The organism is Mycobacterium bulgaricum, assembly GCF_041287165.2.
GTDB lineage: Bacteria > Actinomycetota > Actinomycetes > Mycobacteriales > Mycobacteriaceae > Mycobacterium > Mycobacterium bulgaricum.
On sequence record NZ_JBGGKV020000004.1, the window covers coordinates 225,489 to 240,079 of the forward strand.

Sequence of the window (14,591 nt, forward strand, 5' to 3'; positions counted from 1 at the left end):
CTAAGGGCTGTGGTCGATGTCACTTTCGTCATATCCTGGTAGACGCACTTGACGCCTGTCAAGTTTCGACGAGTTTGTGTCGGAGGTGCTGCGATGCCAAGGTTGACAGCCATGACGGCCGAACCGACCGACCTTCGCCGCAGCAGGGGTGACAGGCAGCGGGATGCCATCGTCACCGCGGTCCGCGAACTCCTGCAGGAGAAGTCGTTCGCCGATCTGTCGGTGAGCACCATCAGCGAGCGCGCCGGCGTGGCCCGCTCGGGCTTCTACTTCTACTTCGACTCGAAGTACGCCGTGCTTGCCGTCATAGTCGCCGAGGCGATGGCCGAACTGGACCAGCTGACCCACCACTACACCCCGCGCGAGGCAGGGGAGTCTCCGTCGGACTTCGCCAAGCGCATGGTGGGCTACGCCGCGACCGTTTTCGCGCTGAACGACCCGATCATGAGCGCCTGCAATCTCGCCCGCAGCACCGATGCTCAGATTCGCGAGATCATGGACGACTTCCAGGAGTCGGTCGTCGAGAAGATCGTCGGACTGGTGGAGCAGGACAGCGGGGCGCGGCCGATCTCTTCGGACCTCACCGCACTGGTTCGGACCCTCACCGCGGTGACGTCGATGTCGCTGTCGCACGACAGCGCGTTCGTGGGTCGCGACGACCCCTCGCGTGCCGTCGAGATCGTCGAGCGCCTCTGGTTGAGCAGTCTGTGGGGCGGGGACAATCTGCGCCCTGAGGTCTAGTCGCTCCTCGCGCAAGCGCTCGTCGGGTTAGTCGCTCCTCGCGCAAGCGCTCGTCGGTGGGTTAGTCGCTCGCCGGCAGCGGCTTCGCCTCCTTGAGTGACAGCGGAGTCGATCCGACCGTCAGCGTCCCCGCGCCGGCCTTGGTCACCAGGACTTCGGCGCCGCCGTCGTCGACGTAACGCTTCCCCATCGCGTTGCCGCCGGACAGTTCCGGATCCAGCGACAGCGACGCGTCCTTCTCGGCATCGAGGGCGATCATCGCAGCGCCACCGGCACGCAGATCGTCGAGGCTGTCGGCGCTGCGGACCACGATGACCTGCGTATCGCAGACTTGGCTCTGCAATCTGGTGCCGTTCTTGATCATCTCCGAATCGTATTGCGTGCGCGCCTGCCGTCGGGCTTCATTGGACGCCGACGTCGCGACGGTAGTGTCACCTCATATGGCGCAGCGGAACGGATCTGACGGTTTTACCGGCAAGCGGTGCTTCCTGACCGGGGCCGCCAGTGGGATCGGGCGTGCGACGGCGCTGAAGCTCGCCGCCCAGGGCGCCGAGCTCTATTTGACCGACCGGGACGCCGAGGGTCTCGCGCTGACGGTCGCCGATGCGCGGGCCCTCGGCGGTGTGGTGGCCGAACATCGGACGCTCGACATCTCGGACTATGACGCGGTGGTCGCGTTCGCCGACGACATCCACGCGGCGCATCCGGCGATGGATCTGGTGATGAACATCGCCGGCATCTCGGCATGGGGCACCGTGGACACGCTGACCCACCGGGACTGGAAATCGCTCATCGACATCAACCTGATGGGCCCGATCCACGTCATCGAGGCGTTCATCCCGCCGATGATGAAGGCTCGCCGCGGCGGCCACCTCGTCAACGTGTCCTCGGCCGCCGGCATCGTGGCGCTGCCGTGGCACGCTGCCTACAGCGCGAGCAAGTACGGTCTGCGCGGACTTTCCGAAGTTCTGCGATTCGACCTCGCCCGGTACCGGATCGGAGTGTCGGTGGTGGTGCCCGGAGCGGTGCGGACCCCGCTGGTGGACACGGTCCACATCGCCGGCGTCGACCGCGAAGATCCGGGAGTGCAGAAGTGGATCGGCCGTTTCTCGGGACATGCGGTGTCACCGGACTTCGCCGCCGAGAAGATCCTGCAGGGCGTCGCGAAGAACCGCTACCTGATCTACACGTCTTCCGACATCCGCGCGCTGTATCTGTTCAAGCGCACGATGTGGGGTCCCTACAGCGTGGCGATGAAGCAGGTGAACCCGATCTTCACACGCGTGCTGCGGCCAAAAGCCAAGCGCGGCTGAGGTTACCGCTTACCCCAGTCCCACTGTGGCGTCGTCAGCAACCCCTGATCTGCGACCTTGGTCTCACCCCAGTCCTTGTAGAGCTCGATCTCCCAGGCGTCGCCGTCGGATCCGATCGGTTCGGCGCCGAGTCGTTCCCGCAGCGGCGCGGAGTGCGTGACCACAACGACCTGCGTTCGGTTGGCCGCCGCATTGATCAGCTCGGCCAGCGGAGGCACCAGGTCCGGGTGCAGCGAAGTTTCCGGTTCGTTGAGCACCATCAGCGACGGTGGCTGAGGGCTCAGCAAGGCGGCTGCCCAGAGCAGAAAACGTAGTGTGCCGTCAGAAATCTCGGCACTGCGCAGCGGGCGCAGCATGCCACGTTGGTGCAGCTGGAGGTCGAACAGGCCGTCGGTGATCGACACCGAAACCGTCGCGCCGTCGAACGCCGCGGCGACAGCCCGGGCGAGGTCGTCTGTCCCGGTCTCCAGAATCGTCTGGACCGCGGCGGCCAGGTCGGCCCCGTCGTCAGCCAACACCGGCGTACGAGTTCCGACCTGCGGGAGGCGGGCAGGTGCGTGACTGTCGGCGCGGAAGCCGTCGTAGAATCGCCAGTCCCGCAAGCGTTCTCGGACCATCACGAGTTCCGGTGCGGCACCGGCCCAGTCGGTGAGGACGCTGCGGTGCGCCGGCAGGTTGCGGGCGAGTTCGTCGAAACCACGTCCGGACTGGGCGGCGACCTCGACCAGTCCACGTACCCGGCGCACCAGCGTGGTCGCGGGGCGGGCGACCGGGCCCGCGAACACCAGTTCCCGCTTGACTTCGGGGTCGCGGGCGAACGCGGTCTCTCGCGCCTGCGGCAGGCCGAGGTCGATCAGATAACCGAAATCGTCTGAGGCATAACCAAGTTCAATCGACACCGATCTGGTGCGCGGCCCGCCCTGCGCGGCCCCTGTGCGTCGTGCGCCCTTGAGGTGCTCGGGACCTGCCCACCTCGCCGATTCGACGCCGCCCTCACGGGCGAACGACGCGATCACCTCGCCGCTGCCGCAGTCGGCGAGCAGTCGAAGCGCGCGGTAGAGCGACGATTTGCCGGTGCCGTTGGCGCCGGTGATGACGGTGAGCCCGCGCAACGGCAAGACCAGGTCGCGCAGTGAGCGGTATCCGCGGATCGCGACTGTCTGCAGCATGGACCCGACGCTAGCCGCCCGCGGCGACAACAGGGCTTGCGACGTCGTCCATGGCGAGCTCCAGACGCACCCCGAGCAGGCGGATCGGACGATCTAGCTCGAAATGGCCGAGGAGATCCAGCGCAGTCTCCACGATCGGGCCGAGATCGGTGGTCGGTGTCGTCAACTTGCGAATCTTGGTTCGGGTGTAGAACGTCTTCGTACGCACGGTGACTGCGACACGGGTGACGATACGCCGCTGCTCCACCACCTCCGCGAGCGTGCGCCGCGCCAGATCGACCACGGCCGAATTCATGTCGGCGCGGTCGGTCAGGTCCTGCGGGAAGGTGACGACGTGGCTGCGCGACCGCGGCACCCACGGCTCGGCGCTGACGGCGGTGTCCCCGCCGCCCTTGGCCAGCAGCAGGATCCACAGTCCCGTCGTCGGCCCGAATGCCGACGTCAGTTCTGCGGAATCGGTGCCGGCGAGGTCAGCGACCGTCGTAATACCCATCGCGGCAAGCTTCTTGGCGGTCTTGGGCCCCACGCCCCACAGGGCGTCGACGTGACGATCGCCCATGATCGTCATCCAGTTGTCCTCGGTCAGCGCGAACACCCCGCCCGGCTTGCCGAAGCCCGTGGCTACCTTGGCGCGTTGCTTGTTGTCGCTGATGCCCACCGAACACGACAGGCCCGTTTCCGTGGCCACCACGTCCTGGACACGGCGGGCCAGCTCGACCGGATCATCAACGCGCGCACCGACGTACGCTTCGTCCCAGCCCCACACCTCCACCGGATGGCCGAGATCGCGCAGCAAGCCCATCACGCGCTCGGATGCGGCATCGTAGGCCTGCGAGTCGGACGGCAGGAATGTGGCGTCGGGGCATCGGCGCGCCGCGGTGCGCAACGGCATTCCCGCGTGCACGCCGAATTCTCTGGCTTCGTAGGACGCGCAGGTGACCACCTTGCGCGGCTCGGTCGGATCGCCGTTGCCGCCCACGATGACCGGCACGCCGACCAACTCGGGATGGCGCTGCAATTCGACCGAGGCGAGGAACTGGTCCAGATCGACGTGCAGGATCCACTGAGTCCGGGCCGTGGTCCCGGAGCCGGTCATGACCCGCAGAGCTTGCGTGCCACCGTCTCCCATGCGTCACCGAGTTCCTGCAGAGTGCGGCCGAGGTCGGTGAGCTGATGATGGACGTAGTCGGCGTCGAGCAGCGACAGCAACGCGGTGGCCTGCGTGTCGAGATCTCCTGTGGTTCCCGCGGCGTCGAGCAGTAATCGGATGTGGCTGTGATGCAACATCATCGGCGCGTTGTAGCGCATCTGCGGGTCTCGGCCGACGTCGGAGAGCAGGGCCCGGTGGGTGTCGACGAACTTCAGGCGTTCTCGGCCGTAGGCCAGCAGGCGCTGCAGGGGCGGAGCGCCCGGCCCCAGCGGCGGCGGGCCGAACAGGATCGCCTGCTGCTGGATCTTCTCGTCCTCGTCGAGGAGCACGATCATCAGCCCGGCCCGGCTGCCGAAGCGGCGGAACAGCGTTCCTTTGCCGACGCCCGCGGCGGCTGCGATGTCATCGGTGGTGACGGAGTCGGCCCCGCGCTCGTCGACGAGACGCCGTGCCGCATCGAGCAGCAGTGCGCGATTGCGGGCCGCATCTCCGCGTTCGGGGGGCCCCGGTTCACCCGCCGGCAGCACCGGCAGGTCGCTCCGATTCTCCACCACGCTCACCCTGCAACTTTAACTCAGCAGGAATAGAACGGACCATGGTCCGGTTACGCCGTGGGAGGATCGAATGAACCAACGAGGAGGAGAGCGATGTCGGACGGCGTCGGCAATACGGTACTTGTGCTCGTCGGGAGTCTGCGTGCGGCTTCGGTGAACCGCCAGCTGGCGGAACTGGCCACCGAGTCGGCGCCCGAAGGCGTGACGTTCGAGTGGTTCGACCGGCTTGGCGAACTGCCCCACTACAACGAGGACATCGACAACGACGACGTCCCCGACGTCGTCGTCGCGCTGCGAGAGACGGCGGCTCGCGCCGACGCGGCCCTGGTCGTCACTCCTGAGTACAACGGGTCCATCCCCGGGGTGCTGAAGAACGCCATCGACTGGCTGTCCCGTCCGTACGGCGAGGGCGCGCTCAAGGGCAAGCCCCTGGCGGTCGTCGGGGCTTCGCTCGGTCAGTACGGCGGTGTGTGGGCGCACGACGAGACCCGCAAGTCCTTCGGGATCGCGGGTCCGCGGGTGGTCGAGGGCCTCGATCTCTCGGTCCCGACGAACTCCCTCGACGGCAAGCACCCTCGCGAGAACACCGAAGTTGCGGCTCGCCTGCGTGACATCGTCGGCAAGCTGGCCGCCGAGATCGGTTGACCTCAGGCTCGATCGCAGAAGCCACGTCCCGATGGACGTGGCTTCTGCTTTGCGTGGTGTGCCCGCGCATGCGCGGGCGCTTTCGGCCACCGGTCGGGGGCGTGCGGAGGCGATTTGCTGGGCTTCGGACGATTCCCGGGCCCGCCTGACGGGAAATGTCGGTGCCCTCTGATACACCGGACATAGGCAGTCGCGGCATCGCCGTTGTGATCTGCGACACGCCAAAGGCGACGCGACACACCGCAGTTACCAGGCAAAATTCCAAACGTGTGATTACGACCATCTTGTGTGTGCTCTACTAACGGGGCACAACATCTAGTGGCTAGGGTGGAGAGCGACCGAAGATGCACTTTATCTTCACCGGGGAGTCCGGGAGGAAGTTCCTTGCTCGGCTCGACGTTGAGGATGAGAGAGCGTCGATCGTCCAGCCGGCCGTTCGTCAGGTGGGGTGTGGAGTGACAACGAACCACAGGTCGTCGAAGAAGAATTTCGCTGAGGGAGCCCGCAAATGACTGTCACCGTGTACACCAAGCCCGCCTGCGTCCAGTGCAACGCCACCTACAAGGCTCTCGACAAGCAGGGCATCGCCTACGACGTCGTCGACATCTCCGTCGACAGCGAGGCGCGCGATTACGTCATGGCCCTCGGTTACCTGCAGGCCCCCGTCGTCGTGGCAGGTAACGACCACTGGTCGGGTTTCCGTCCCGACCGGATCAAGGCGCTGGCAGCGGTAGCGGCCACCGCTTAGTCGGTGGCACGCAGCGCGGCCACGACTGAGTTTCAGTCGATCAAGTGACATCGGAGAGGTGATCGTGAGCAATCTCGTCTACTTCTCCAGCGTGTCGGAGAACACCCATCGTTTCGTGCAAAAGCTCGAGCTTCCTGCCATCCGGATCCCGCTCAAGGACCGGATTCAGGTTGGGGTTCCCTACGTCCTGGTATTGCCCACCTACGGCGGTGGACACGCCAACGGTCCCGATCCCGATCGCGGGGGATACGTCCCCAAGCAGGTGATCGCCTTCCTCAACAACGAACACAACCGGTCGTTGATCCGCGGCGTCATCGCGGCGGGCAACACCAATTTCGGCGCCGAATTCGGCTACGCGGGGGTCGTCGTGTCCCGGAAATGCGGCGTTCCATTTCTCTATCGGTTCGAACTCATGGGAACGACGGACGACGTCTTCGCCGTCCGCGCAGGATTACAAGACTTCTGGAAGGACCAGACGTGCCACCAACCGTCACAGCTGCAGAACCGCTAACCTCCACCGGCGCGCATGCGCTCCCGGGGGAGATGGACTACCACGCGCTGAACGCGATGCTGAATCTGTACGACGCCGACGGCAAGATTCAGTTCGAGAAGGATGTTCAGGCGGCGCGGGAGTACTTCCTGCAGCACGTGAACCAGAACACGGTCTTCTTCCACAACCAGGACGAGAAGCTCGACTACCTCGTCCAGAAGAACTACTACGAGCGCGAGGTGCTCGACCAGTACTCGCGGAACTTCGTCAAGACGCTGCTGGATCGCGCGTACGCCAAGAAGTTTCGGTTTCCGACCTTTGTCGGCGCGTTCAAGTACTACACCTCCTACACGCTGAAGACCTTCGACGGAAAGCGCTACCTGGAGCGCTTCGAGGACCGTGTCGTGATGGTGGCCCTGACGCTGGCCTCGGGCGACACCACGCTGGCCGAGCAGCTGGTCGACGAGATCATGGACGGCCGGTTCCAGCCGGCCACGCCGACATTCCTCAATTCGGGCAAGAAGCAGCGCGGCGAGCCGGTGTCGTGCTTCCTGCTGCGCATCGAAGACAATATGGAGTCGATCGGGCGCTCGATCAATTCGGCGCTGCAGCTGTCCAAGCGTGGTGGCGGAGTGGCGTTGCTGCTGTCCAACATTCGCGAACACGGCGCGCCGATCAAGAACATCGAGAACCAGAGCTCCGGCGTCATCCCGATCATGAAGCTGCTGGAGGACTCGTTCTCCTACGCCAATCAGCTCGGTGCCCGGCAGGGTGCGGGCGCGGTGTATCTGCACGCGCACCACCCCGACATCTACCGGTTCCTCGACACCAAGCGCGAGAACGCCGACGAGAAGATCCGCATCAAGACGCTCTCGCTGGGCGTGGTGATCCCGGACATCACGTTCGAGCTGGCGAAGAACAACGAGGACATGTACCTGTTCTCGCCGTACGACGTCGAGCGTGTGTACGGCATTCCGTTCGCCGATGTCTCCGTCACCGAGAAGTACTACGAGATGGTCGACGACGCGCGGATCCGCAAGACGAAGATCAAGGCGCGCGAGTTCTTCCAGACGCTGGCCGAGCTGCAGTTCGAGTCCGGCTACCCGTACATCATGTACGAGGACACGGTGAACCGGGCCAACCCGATCGAGGGCAAGATCACGCACAGCAACCTGTGCTCGGAGATCCTGCAGGTGTCGACGCCGTCACTGTTCAACGAGGATCTGTCCTACGCCAAAGTCGGCAAGGACATTTCGTGCAACCTCGGTTCGCTCAACATCGCCAAGGCCATGGACTCGCCGGACTTCGCGCAGACCATCGAGGTGGCCATCCGTGCGCTGACCGCGGTGAGCGACCAGACCCACATCTGGTCGGTGCCCTCCATCGAGCAGGGCAACAACAGCTCACATGCCATCGGCCTGGGCCAGATGAACCTGCACGGCTACCTCGCCCGCGAGCAGATCTTCTACGGCTCCGAAGAAGGCGTCGACTTCACCAACATCTACTTCTACTGCGTGCTCTACCACGCGCTGCGCGCCTCGAATCGCCTTGCGATCGAACGGGGTACGGCATTCGGCGGGTTCGAGAAGTCGAAGTACAAGTCAGGGGAGTTCTTCGACAAGTACACCGATCAGGTGTGGGAACCCAAGACCGACAAGGTGCGCGGGCTGTTTGCCGATGCCGGTATCCGAATCCCCAACCAGGACGACTGGAAACGATTGAAGGAGTCCGTGCAGCAGCACGGCATCTACAACCAGAACCTGCAGGCGGTTCCGCCGACCGGATCGATCTCCTACATCAACCATTCGACGAGTTCGATCCACCCGATCGCGTCGAAGGTCGAGATCCGCAAGGAAGGCAAGATCGGTCGCGTCTACTACCCGGCGCCCTACATGACCAACGAGAACCTGGAGTACTACCAGGACGCCTACGAGATCGGCTACGAGAAGGTCATCGACACCTACGCCGCGGCCACTCAGCATGTGGACCAGGGGCTGAGCCTGACGTTGTTCTTCAAGGACACCGCCACCACCCGCGACGTGAACAAGGCGCAGATCTACGCCTGGCGCAAGGGAATCAAGACGCTCTACTACATCCGCCTACGCCAGATGGCTCTCGAGGGTACTGAGGTGGAGGGTTGCGTCAGCTGCATGTTGTGAGCTGAAACGTCCAGCGCCGCCGGTGGTTTCCCCGGCGGCGCTGTGCATTTCGGCGTCTTCGGACGATCAGCCGGGGGCCTGCGTGCACATGGTGCCGCGGGCGGCGCCGACCAGTGCGCTGGCCTGCTGCGGGCTCGCACCATAGGGCGCGGTCACCGCGGCCACGGCGGCGTCATGCCCTTGGCCGGTGTAGAGCACCCGGCACGCCTGCAGCCCGGCCGTCATGATGGCGTCGTCGTTGCCGGGGAAGCCCGCGGCTCGGGACTGGTTGATGAAGTTCTGCTGTTCAGCGGTGAACGGTATCGGCCACGCCGATGCCGGTGCGATGCTCACCGTCAGAGCCGACCCGGCGGCGAGTGCAACAGCCGCGGTGGCCAGGAAACCGATCCTCTTGGAAGTCATGCCGGTCTCGCTTTCTCGTGGCGATTCACCCGGTTTCGGGCACTTCCAGCCTAGGACTGCCGCCACATACCGCCTGACACCAATTTTCGGCGAGCGATGCGACGCCTCAGCCTTGACCGGTCATCAGCCTCTCCGGGCTTTGTCTGTGCGCAGCGCCTTCAGGCGTCGCTCTTCGCTCAGGACGTTCTGATAGCTCTCGCGCTCCGCGACCAGCCAATCGGGCATCTCCACAAGAAGCGCCTCGATCTCTTCGGTGGTCAGCGCCTCGGTGATGCCGCCGCGTCCCAGCCCGGCAATCGAGACGCCGAGCTTCGCCGCGACCAGGTTCTTCGGATGCGGCCCGTCTTTGCGGAGATCTTTGAGCCACTGCGGTGGATCCGACTGCAGCGCAGCGAGCTCATCCCGGGTGATCGCGTTTTCCCGAAACTCGGTCGGTGTCGCGGGCAGGTACACGTCCAGCTTCTTGGCCGCCGTGGCGGGCTTCATGGACTGCGCGTTCGGCCTGCTCATGGGTTCAGGGTATCGGTAGCCTGAGGCGATGACCCGGCCCTCGCTGACCCTCGGGTACGTGCCCGGCGGGACGCCTGCGAAGTGGGCGCGGATCTGGGCCCAGCGCCGTCCCGGCATCCGGCTGGAGTTGCACAGCGTCGCCGCGGCGGACGCCGCCGACCAAGTTCGGGCGGGTGCCGTCGACGTGGCGCTGCTCCGGTTGCCCACCGACACCTCCGGCTTGGCCACGATCCCTCTGTACGACGAATCCACCGTTGCGGTGGTGCCCGCCGATCACCTTCTCACCGCCGTCGACGAGCTCACCGCCGCCGACCTCGTCGACGAACCCACGCTGCTGCCGCTCGACGACGTCGTCGTCTGGGCGGACGCTCCCGGCGTCCCGGTCGACCACCGGCCCGAAACCACAGAAGGTGCAATAGAACTCGTCGCGGCGGGGATGGGCGCACTCATCGCTCCGCAGTCACTGGCCCGTCTCTATCACCGCAAAGATCTGACGTATCGCCCGATAGTCGATGCGCCCACCTGTCCGGTGGCGCTCGCGATCCCGGAGGGGCCCCAGTCGGAACTCGTCGAGGAGTTCATCGGCATCGTGCGTGGGCGTAAACCCGGTTCATCCCGAACGCAGGCGGAGCCGGCACCGAAACGCTCCGCCCGGGAGAAGACGCTGGCCAAACAGGCCGCCCGCGCCGCCGCCGGCAAGGTCGCCCGCAAGCCGGGTGGCGGTGCGCGGCGCGGCCGCTAGTGTGCGGCGGGATGACTGCGCCGATTGTTCTTCTGGCAGCTAGATCGTCAATGTGCCGTCGTCGTTGATGGTCCACTCGGGATTGAGCGCAACCTCCCACACATGCCCGTCCGGGTCGGCGAAATACCCGGAGTAGCCGCCCCAGAACACCTTTTCAGCCGGTTTGAGAATGGTCGCGCCCCCTGCCTCCGCCTGCGCCAGCACCGCGTCGACGTCCGCCTCGGAACGTTGGTTGATCGCGATCGTGATGCCACTGAATTTGCCGTCGACGGGGTGATGCGCATCCTCGGCAAGATCTGCACGGCCGAACAGAGCCAGCGCTATCCCGGCGAGTTGGTAGAACACGACACCGTCTGGTGTTGCCTTCGGAACCCAGCCGAGGCCCTCCTCGTAGAAGCGCCGCGCCCTCGCGAGGTCGTCGACACCGAGCGTGATCAAACTGATTCGCTGCTCCATGACCGCGAGGCTACTGGCCGGGGTGATAGGCACCGATCGACCATTGGCGACCTTCCGGATCGAGCAGCTCCGTCCGAAAGTTGCCCCACGCCGTCGTCTCCGGCGCGATGAGCACCGTCGACCCGGAGGCCACCGCCCGTTGGTGGATCGCGACGATGCCGCCCTTGTCGACGACCACGTACATGCCTGCGCCGACGCAATCCCCCTTGGGGGCCGGGACGTCGTAGCCCCGGTCGTCACGCTGCACGCACACCACCGCATCACCGCGCCTCAACTCGGCATGGGTCAGGTTGCCTTCAAAGCGGAACTCGCGCACCAGATCGAAGCCCAGGACATCGCTGATCCATCGGACAGCGGCATCCGGATCGCGATAACAGATGAACGCAGACAGGTGAGCTGTGGTCATGCGACAGGTCTACCGCTGAGGACCGACACCGCTTCGCGGAACCAGATCTGACCAGAACTCGACGGTCGACACCGCGCCGTCACCGGGCTTCCCGTCCACGTAGCCGGCAAGGTTCACCCCCGCGACGGCCACGTCGGTTCGGACGACCGACAAGACCGGATGGCCGGACGTCCCACGACCGGCGGGCAGGTAGTGGTGAGAAAAAACCGGGACAAGCTGCGGGGCACGTGCGAGGTGGTATCTCGCGGAACGCAATGCGTCCTTCATCCGGGCCGGCTGCTGCCCCCACCCGTCGTGCCAGAACCGGCTCCACTCGACCGCGAACAGGATGCCCTCTGCCGGCAGTTGCAGTCGTTTGACGAGGCTTTTGCGGCCTTCGCCGCGCCAGTTCGGCCACGACGGGCCCACGGGCAGCCCGGCGGAAAGAAACTCCCGGTGGTCGTCGGCGAACTGGAAGCCGAAAGTGTCCTCGACGCGCGCGATCTCCTCGTCGGTCAGCCCCGGCTCGACCATCGACAGATCAGAAGCTGTGCTGCGGGCCCTGGGCCTTCTTGTACAACGCCTTGAGCATGCGATCGCGGAATGCCGCATTGTCGATGAGCTTCACGCCCGCGTTCGCGAGCTTGGGTTGCCCGATCAACTTGTGCATGTAGCGGCCCCGCTTGTACTCCCTGCCCCACGCCGCTTCCATCCGCTGCGCGTAATTGGTGAAGTCGTCGGGCCCGCCGTTGGTCAGTGCTGCCACCGCGCACTCGCCCGCGGCCAAACCGGATTCGAGCGCCTTCGAGATGCCCGCACCCGAGGCCGGCTTGCCCGCACCCAGCGAGTCGCCGGTGAACAGCACACCCGGACGCCAGGGCGGCCAGGCCGTGAAGCCCATGGGCAGACGCCAGGCCCGCACACTCTTGTTCTTCTTGAGTTCCTCGATCGGGGGCAGCTCCCATTCACGGGGCAGCGTGCGCAGGAACTCGCCGAGGAACTGGGTGGCGTTGATCGACTGCCAGTTCTTGTAGCTGTTCACGTAGCCGAGGCCGATGTTGAAGATCCCGTTGCCCATCGGGAACACCCAGCCGTAGCCGGGCAACTGATCGCCGTCGAACAGCAGCTTCAGGTAGATGTCCAGCGAGTCGGAGTCCGCGCGGTTGGCCGGCATCTCCGAGCGGATTGCGATCGCCGAATAGCCGTTGTACTCGGAATCGATCTTCAGTGCTCGCTTGATAGGGGAGTAGGCGCCGTCGGCGGCGATCACCGCGTCGCCATACACCTTCTCGCCGCCCTTGAGGACGACGCCGATGACGCGGCCGTTGGCGTCGAACTCGGGCCCGGACACCTCGGCGCCCTGCCGGATCTCGGCGCCGGCGGACTCGGCGTGCTTGAGCAGAACCGTGTCGAGGTGTTCGCGGCTGACGGTGTGGCCGTGGTCGGGCATGCCGGGGCGCTTCGGGAACGACAGCTCCCAGCGGCTCGGGCTGAACACGGTGACCCGGTTCACCCGGTGGTAGGTGGCGACCTCGTCGGCCAGGCCCATCTTCTGCAGATAACTGACCGCGCGTGCCGTCAACCCGTCGCCGCAGGGCTTCGAGCGCGGGAACTGTGCCTTGTCGCAGACCACGACCTTGGCGCCGGTTTGCGCGGCCTGCCATGCGGCGGCGGCGCCAGACGGCCCACCGCCTGCGATGACCACGTCGTATCGCTGCGTCATAGAACTCTCTCGTCGAGCGGATGTCGCAGCGATAGTACCCAAACTCGCGCTATCCATCGCGCCGAGGGATTGCACCGTCACAGAGCTGTGAGATGCGCCCCGGCGGCGCGGTCTGAGCAGGTCAGCGGGGCCCGAGCGGGTACAGTGATCGGGTGCGACGAGGGTCGAGGGCACGCCCGGGCGACGAATCGGGCGTCAAGGTGGACGCCCGCAGTGAGCGCTGGCGCGAGCACCGCAAGAAGGTGCGCTCCGAAATCGTCGACGCCGCATTCCGGGCGATCGACCAACTGGGCCCCGAGGTATCGCTGCGCGAGATCGCCGAGGAAGCGGGCACGGCGAAGCCGAAGATCTACCGCCACTTCACGGACAAATCAGACCTGTTCCAGGCGATCGGTCAGCGCATGCGCGACATGCTGTGGTCGGCGATCTTCCCGTCGATCAACATCTCCACCGACCCGGCGCGCACCGTCATCCTTCGCGCCGTCGAGCAGTACGTCCGGCTCGTCGACGAGCACCCGAACGTGGTGCGCTTCCTCATGCAGGGCCGGTTCGCCGAGCAGAGCGAATCGGCGATGCGGGCGCTCAACGAGGGACGCCACATCACGCTCGCGATGGCCGACATGTTCAACAACGAGCTCGAAGAGATGGAGCTCGACTACGCGGCCTTCGAGCTGGCCGGTTTCGCGACATTCGGCGCCGCGGCGTCGGCCACCGATTGGTGGCTCGGGAGCGATCAGGACAGCCCACGGCGACTGCCGTCGGAGAAGTTCGTCGACTATCTGACGACGATCATGGTCGGCTCCATCAACGGCACCTGCGAGGTGCTCGGTATCAAGATCGACCCCGAGGTGCCGCTGCACGAAGGCGTCAAACGACGCGAAGAGGTCGCCTGAGTTCTGCTCAGCAGCGTGGTGCCCGCGGCCATCGCAACGGCTCGTCGTCGTCGCTTCAATAGCTGAACGTCGTTGCGCCGTCGCCGATCCACTCCCAGAGCTGGATTGTGCCGCCCATTTCAGCACCTGCGATGAACGTCGACGGATCGAGCTTCTTCGCGTTGACGCACAGCGGGCAGACGAGGTAGCGGCCGCCGGCCTTCTCGTAGCGCTCGACGAGGTCTTGAAGGGGCGGGCAGCTCTCGCACGCGGTCGCGACGGCGACACCGGAAACTGCCAGGCGGACAGCCTCTTTCGCCAGGAACATCATCGTGGGCCGGCCCGCCTCGGCAGCGCCGAGCGCGACCAGGAATGCCACGGTCACTTTCTCGGCGTCTTCGAGGCCGGTGGTGAGGCTGATCGCGGCTTTGCGGTCGTTGGTCATGTTGTCCTCCATGAGTGTTGGGTGCTGACACTTAGGACGCTATGGACTGACGTGACCCGCCGGATCCGTGTTGACCGCCGACTTCGC

General features: G+C 65.4%; 19 protein-coding genes. 8 read left to right on the plus strand and 11 right to left on the minus strand.

Going from position 1 to position 14,591, the window contains the following annotated elements; translation table 11 throughout:
• Positions 1 to 111 precede the first annotated feature (111 nt).
• Positions 112 to 741, plus strand: a complete 630-nt coding sequence (locus ACAG24_RS14205) for a TetR/AcrR family transcriptional regulator (RefSeq protein WP_370472867.1) — start codon at positions 112 to 114, stop codon at positions 739 to 741.
• A 61-nt stretch (positions 742 to 802) separates the two neighbouring features.
• On the opposite strand, the gene ACAG24_RS14210 is transcribed toward ACAG24_RS14205, so the two are convergent.
• A complete protein-coding gene (locus ACAG24_RS14210; RefSeq protein ID WP_370472868.1) occupies positions 803 to 1,105 on the minus strand; it encodes a hypothetical protein in 303 nt (100 codons plus the stop codon).
• A gap of 76 nt (positions 1,106 to 1,181) precedes the next feature.
• On the opposite strand from ACAG24_RS14210, the gene ACAG24_RS14215 reads away from it, so the two are divergent.
• A complete protein-coding gene (locus ACAG24_RS14215) occupies positions 1,182 to 2,054 on the plus strand; it encodes an SDR family oxidoreductase (RefSeq protein WP_370472869.1) in 873 nt (290 codons plus the stop codon).
• Positions 2,055 to 2,056: 2 nt separating this feature from the next.
• Here ACAG24_RS14215 and ACAG24_RS14220 read toward each other — a convergent pair whose 3' ends face one another.
• The 3 genes from ACAG24_RS14220 to ACAG24_RS14230 are packed head-to-tail and all read right to left on the minus strand — an operon-like array spanning position 2,057 to position 4,933.
• A complete protein-coding gene (locus tag ACAG24_RS14220; RefSeq protein WP_370472870.1) occupies positions 2,057 to 3,223 on the minus strand; it encodes an AAA family ATPase in 1,167 nt (388 codons plus the stop codon).
• A gap of 10 nt (positions 3,224 to 3,233) precedes the next feature.
• Positions 3,234 to 4,319, minus strand: a complete 1,086-nt coding sequence (locus tag ACAG24_RS14225) for a DNA polymerase IV (RefSeq protein ID WP_370472871.1) — start codon at positions 4,317 to 4,319, stop codon at positions 3,234 to 3,236.
• On the minus strand, positions 4,316 to 4,933 hold the full coding sequence (locus tag ACAG24_RS14230; protein WP_370472872.1) for a TetR/AcrR family transcriptional regulator: 618 nt from the start codon (positions 4,931 to 4,933) through the stop codon (positions 4,316 to 4,318). Before ACAG24_RS14230 ends, ACAG24_RS14225 begins: the two co-directional genes overlap by 4 nt.
• 87 nt (positions 4,934 to 5,020) lie before the next feature.
• On the opposite strand from ACAG24_RS14230, the gene ACAG24_RS14235 reads away from it, so the two are divergent.
• The 4 genes from ACAG24_RS14235 to nrdE all read left to right on the plus strand — a co-directional run bounded on the left by ACAG24_RS14235 (position 5,021) and on the right by nrdE (position 8,969).
• Entirely contained in the window at positions 5,021 to 5,572 is a 552-nt protein-coding gene (locus tag ACAG24_RS14235) for an NADPH-dependent FMN reductase (RefSeq protein ID WP_370472873.1), read from the plus strand.
• A gap of 508 nt (positions 5,573 to 6,080) precedes the next feature.
• Entirely contained in the window at positions 6,081 to 6,320 is a 240-nt protein-coding gene (gene nrdH, locus ACAG24_RS14240; protein WP_268784991.1) for a glutaredoxin-like protein NrdH, read from the plus strand.
• Between the two features lie 64 nt (positions 6,321 to 6,384).
• Positions 6,385 to 6,831, plus strand: a complete 447-nt coding sequence (gene nrdI, locus ACAG24_RS14245; RefSeq protein WP_370472874.1) for a class Ib ribonucleoside-diphosphate reductase assembly flavoprotein NrdI — start codon at positions 6,385 to 6,387, stop codon at positions 6,829 to 6,831.
• Positions 6,798 to 8,969, plus strand: a complete 2,172-nt coding sequence (gene nrdE, locus ACAG24_RS14250; protein ID WP_370472875.1) for a class 1b ribonucleoside-diphosphate reductase subunit alpha — start codon at positions 6,798 to 6,800, stop codon at positions 8,967 to 8,969. Before nrdI ends, nrdE begins: the two co-directional genes overlap by 34 nt.
• 66 nt (positions 8,970 to 9,035) lie before the next feature.
• Here nrdE and ACAG24_RS14255 read toward each other — a convergent pair whose 3' ends face one another.
• Together ACAG24_RS14255 and ACAG24_RS14260 are read right to left on the minus strand one after the other, a co-directional pair.
• Positions 9,036 to 9,371, minus strand: coding sequence for a DUF732 domain-containing protein (locus ACAG24_RS14255; protein WP_370472876.1), 336 nt, complete (start codon positions 9,369 to 9,371; stop codon positions 9,036 to 9,038).
• Positions 9,372 to 9,494: 123 nt separating this feature from the next.
• The gene (locus ACAG24_RS14260) at positions 9,495 to 9,881 is read right to left on the minus strand and encodes a DUF5997 family protein (protein WP_370472877.1); all 387 of its coding nucleotides are present in this window, start codon (positions 9,879 to 9,881) and stop codon (positions 9,495 to 9,497) included.
• 28 nt (positions 9,882 to 9,909) lie between these two features.
• Here ACAG24_RS14260 and ACAG24_RS14265 point away from each other — a divergent pair, with 28 nt between their 5' ends.
• Complete coding sequence (locus ACAG24_RS14265) at positions 9,910 to 10,623, plus strand: LysR family transcriptional regulator substrate-binding protein (RefSeq protein ID WP_370472878.1); 714 nt, start codon at positions 9,910 to 9,912, stop codon at positions 10,621 to 10,623.
• Between the two features lie 39 nt (positions 10,624 to 10,662).
• Here ACAG24_RS14265 and ACAG24_RS14270 read toward each other — a convergent pair whose 3' ends face one another.
• From ACAG24_RS14270 to ACAG24_RS14285, 4 genes are read right to left on the minus strand one after another with little or no spacing between them, the layout of a single operon-like run.
• Positions 10,663 to 11,079, minus strand: a complete 417-nt coding sequence (locus tag ACAG24_RS14270; protein WP_370472879.1) for a VOC family protein — start codon at positions 11,077 to 11,079, stop codon at positions 10,663 to 10,665.
• Positions 11,080 to 11,089: 10 nt separating this feature from the next.
• Positions 11,090 to 11,485 carry a VOC family protein gene (locus tag ACAG24_RS14275; RefSeq protein WP_370472880.1) on the minus strand — a complete coding sequence of 132 codons (396 nt, stop codon included), beginning with the start codon at positions 11,483 to 11,485 and terminating at the stop codon, positions 11,090 to 11,092.
• 9 nt (positions 11,486 to 11,494) lie between these two features.
• Positions 11,495 to 11,998 carry an SMI1/KNR4 family protein gene (locus ACAG24_RS14280; RefSeq protein WP_370472881.1) on the minus strand — a complete coding sequence of 168 codons (504 nt, stop codon included), beginning with the start codon at positions 11,996 to 11,998 and terminating at the stop codon, positions 11,495 to 11,497.
• Between the two features lie 7 nt (positions 11,999 to 12,005).
• Positions 12,006 to 13,187, minus strand: coding sequence for an NAD(P)/FAD-dependent oxidoreductase (locus tag ACAG24_RS14285; protein WP_370472882.1), 1,182 nt, complete (start codon positions 13,185 to 13,187; stop codon positions 12,006 to 12,008).
• A 152-nt stretch (positions 13,188 to 13,339) separates the two neighbouring features.
• Here ACAG24_RS14285 and ACAG24_RS14290 point away from each other — a divergent pair, with 152 nt between their 5' ends.
• Positions 13,340 to 14,080 carry a TetR/AcrR family transcriptional regulator gene (locus ACAG24_RS14290; RefSeq protein WP_370472883.1) on the plus strand — a complete coding sequence of 247 codons (741 nt, stop codon included), beginning with the start codon at positions 13,340 to 13,342 and terminating at the stop codon, positions 14,078 to 14,080.
• Positions 14,081 to 14,135: 55 nt separating this feature from the next.
• Here the strand turns inward: ACAG24_RS14290 and ACAG24_RS14295 are convergent, their stop codons facing one another.
• Positions 14,136 to 14,504: a DsrE family protein gene (locus ACAG24_RS14295; protein ID WP_370472884.1), complete on the minus strand. Its 369-nt coding sequence runs from the start codon at positions 14,502 to 14,504 to the stop codon at positions 14,136 to 14,138.
• Between the last annotated feature and the right edge of the window lie 87 nt (positions 14,505 to 14,591).

Excerpts from the sequence above, each read along its gene's own strand:
- ACAG24_RS14205 (WP_370472867.1), top strand. The coding sequence starts at position 112 with ATGACGGCCGAACCGACCGACCTTCGCCGCAGCAGGGGTGACAGGCAG.
- ACAG24_RS14210 (WP_370472868.1), bottom strand. The coding sequence starts at position 1,105 with ATGATCAAGAACGGCACCAGATTGCAGAGCCAAGTCTGCGATACGCAG.
- ACAG24_RS14215 (WP_370472869.1), top strand. The coding sequence starts at position 1,182 with ATGGCGCAGCGGAACGGATCTGACGGTTTTACCGGCAAGCGGTGCTTC.
- ACAG24_RS14220 (WP_370472870.1), bottom strand. The coding sequence starts at position 3,223 with ATGCTGCAGACAGTCGCGATCCGCGGATACCGCTCACTGCGCGACCTG.
- ACAG24_RS14225 (WP_370472871.1), bottom strand. The coding sequence starts at position 4,319 with ATGACCGGCTCCGGGACCACGGCCCGGACTCAGTGGATCCTGCACGTC.
- ACAG24_RS14235 (WP_370472873.1), top strand. The coding sequence starts at position 5,021 with ATGTCGGACGGCGTCGGCAATACGGTACTTGTGCTCGTCGGGAGTCTG.
- nrdH (WP_268784991.1), top strand. The coding sequence starts at position 6,081 with ATGACTGTCACCGTGTACACCAAGCCCGCCTGCGTCCAGTGCAACGCC.
- ACAG24_RS14255 (WP_370472876.1), bottom strand. The coding sequence starts at position 9,371 with ATGACTTCCAAGAGGATCGGTTTCCTGGCCACCGCGGCTGTTGCACTC.
- ACAG24_RS14260 (WP_370472877.1), bottom strand. The coding sequence starts at position 9,881 with ATGAGCAGGCCGAACGCGCAGTCCATGAAGCCCGCCACGGCGGCCAAG.
- ACAG24_RS14265 (WP_370472878.1), top strand. The coding sequence starts at position 9,910 with ATGACCCGGCCCTCGCTGACCCTCGGGTACGTGCCCGGCGGGACGCCT.
- ACAG24_RS14270 (WP_370472879.1), bottom strand. The coding sequence starts at position 11,079 with ATGGAGCAGCGAATCAGTTTGATCACGCTCGGTGTCGACGACCTCGCG.
- ACAG24_RS14275 (WP_370472880.1), bottom strand. The coding sequence starts at position 11,485 with ATGACCACAGCTCACCTGTCTGCGTTCATCTGTTATCGCGATCCGGAT.
- ACAG24_RS14280 (WP_370472881.1), bottom strand. The coding sequence starts at position 11,998 with ATGGTCGAGCCGGGGCTGACCGACGAGGAGATCGCGCGCGTCGAGGAC.
- ACAG24_RS14285 (WP_370472882.1), bottom strand. The coding sequence starts at position 13,187 with ATGACGCAGCGATACGACGTGGTCATCGCAGGCGGTGGGCCGTCTGGC.
- ACAG24_RS14295 (WP_370472884.1), bottom strand. The coding sequence starts at position 14,504 with ATGACCAACGACCGCAAAGCCGCGATCAGCCTCACCACCGGCCTCGAA.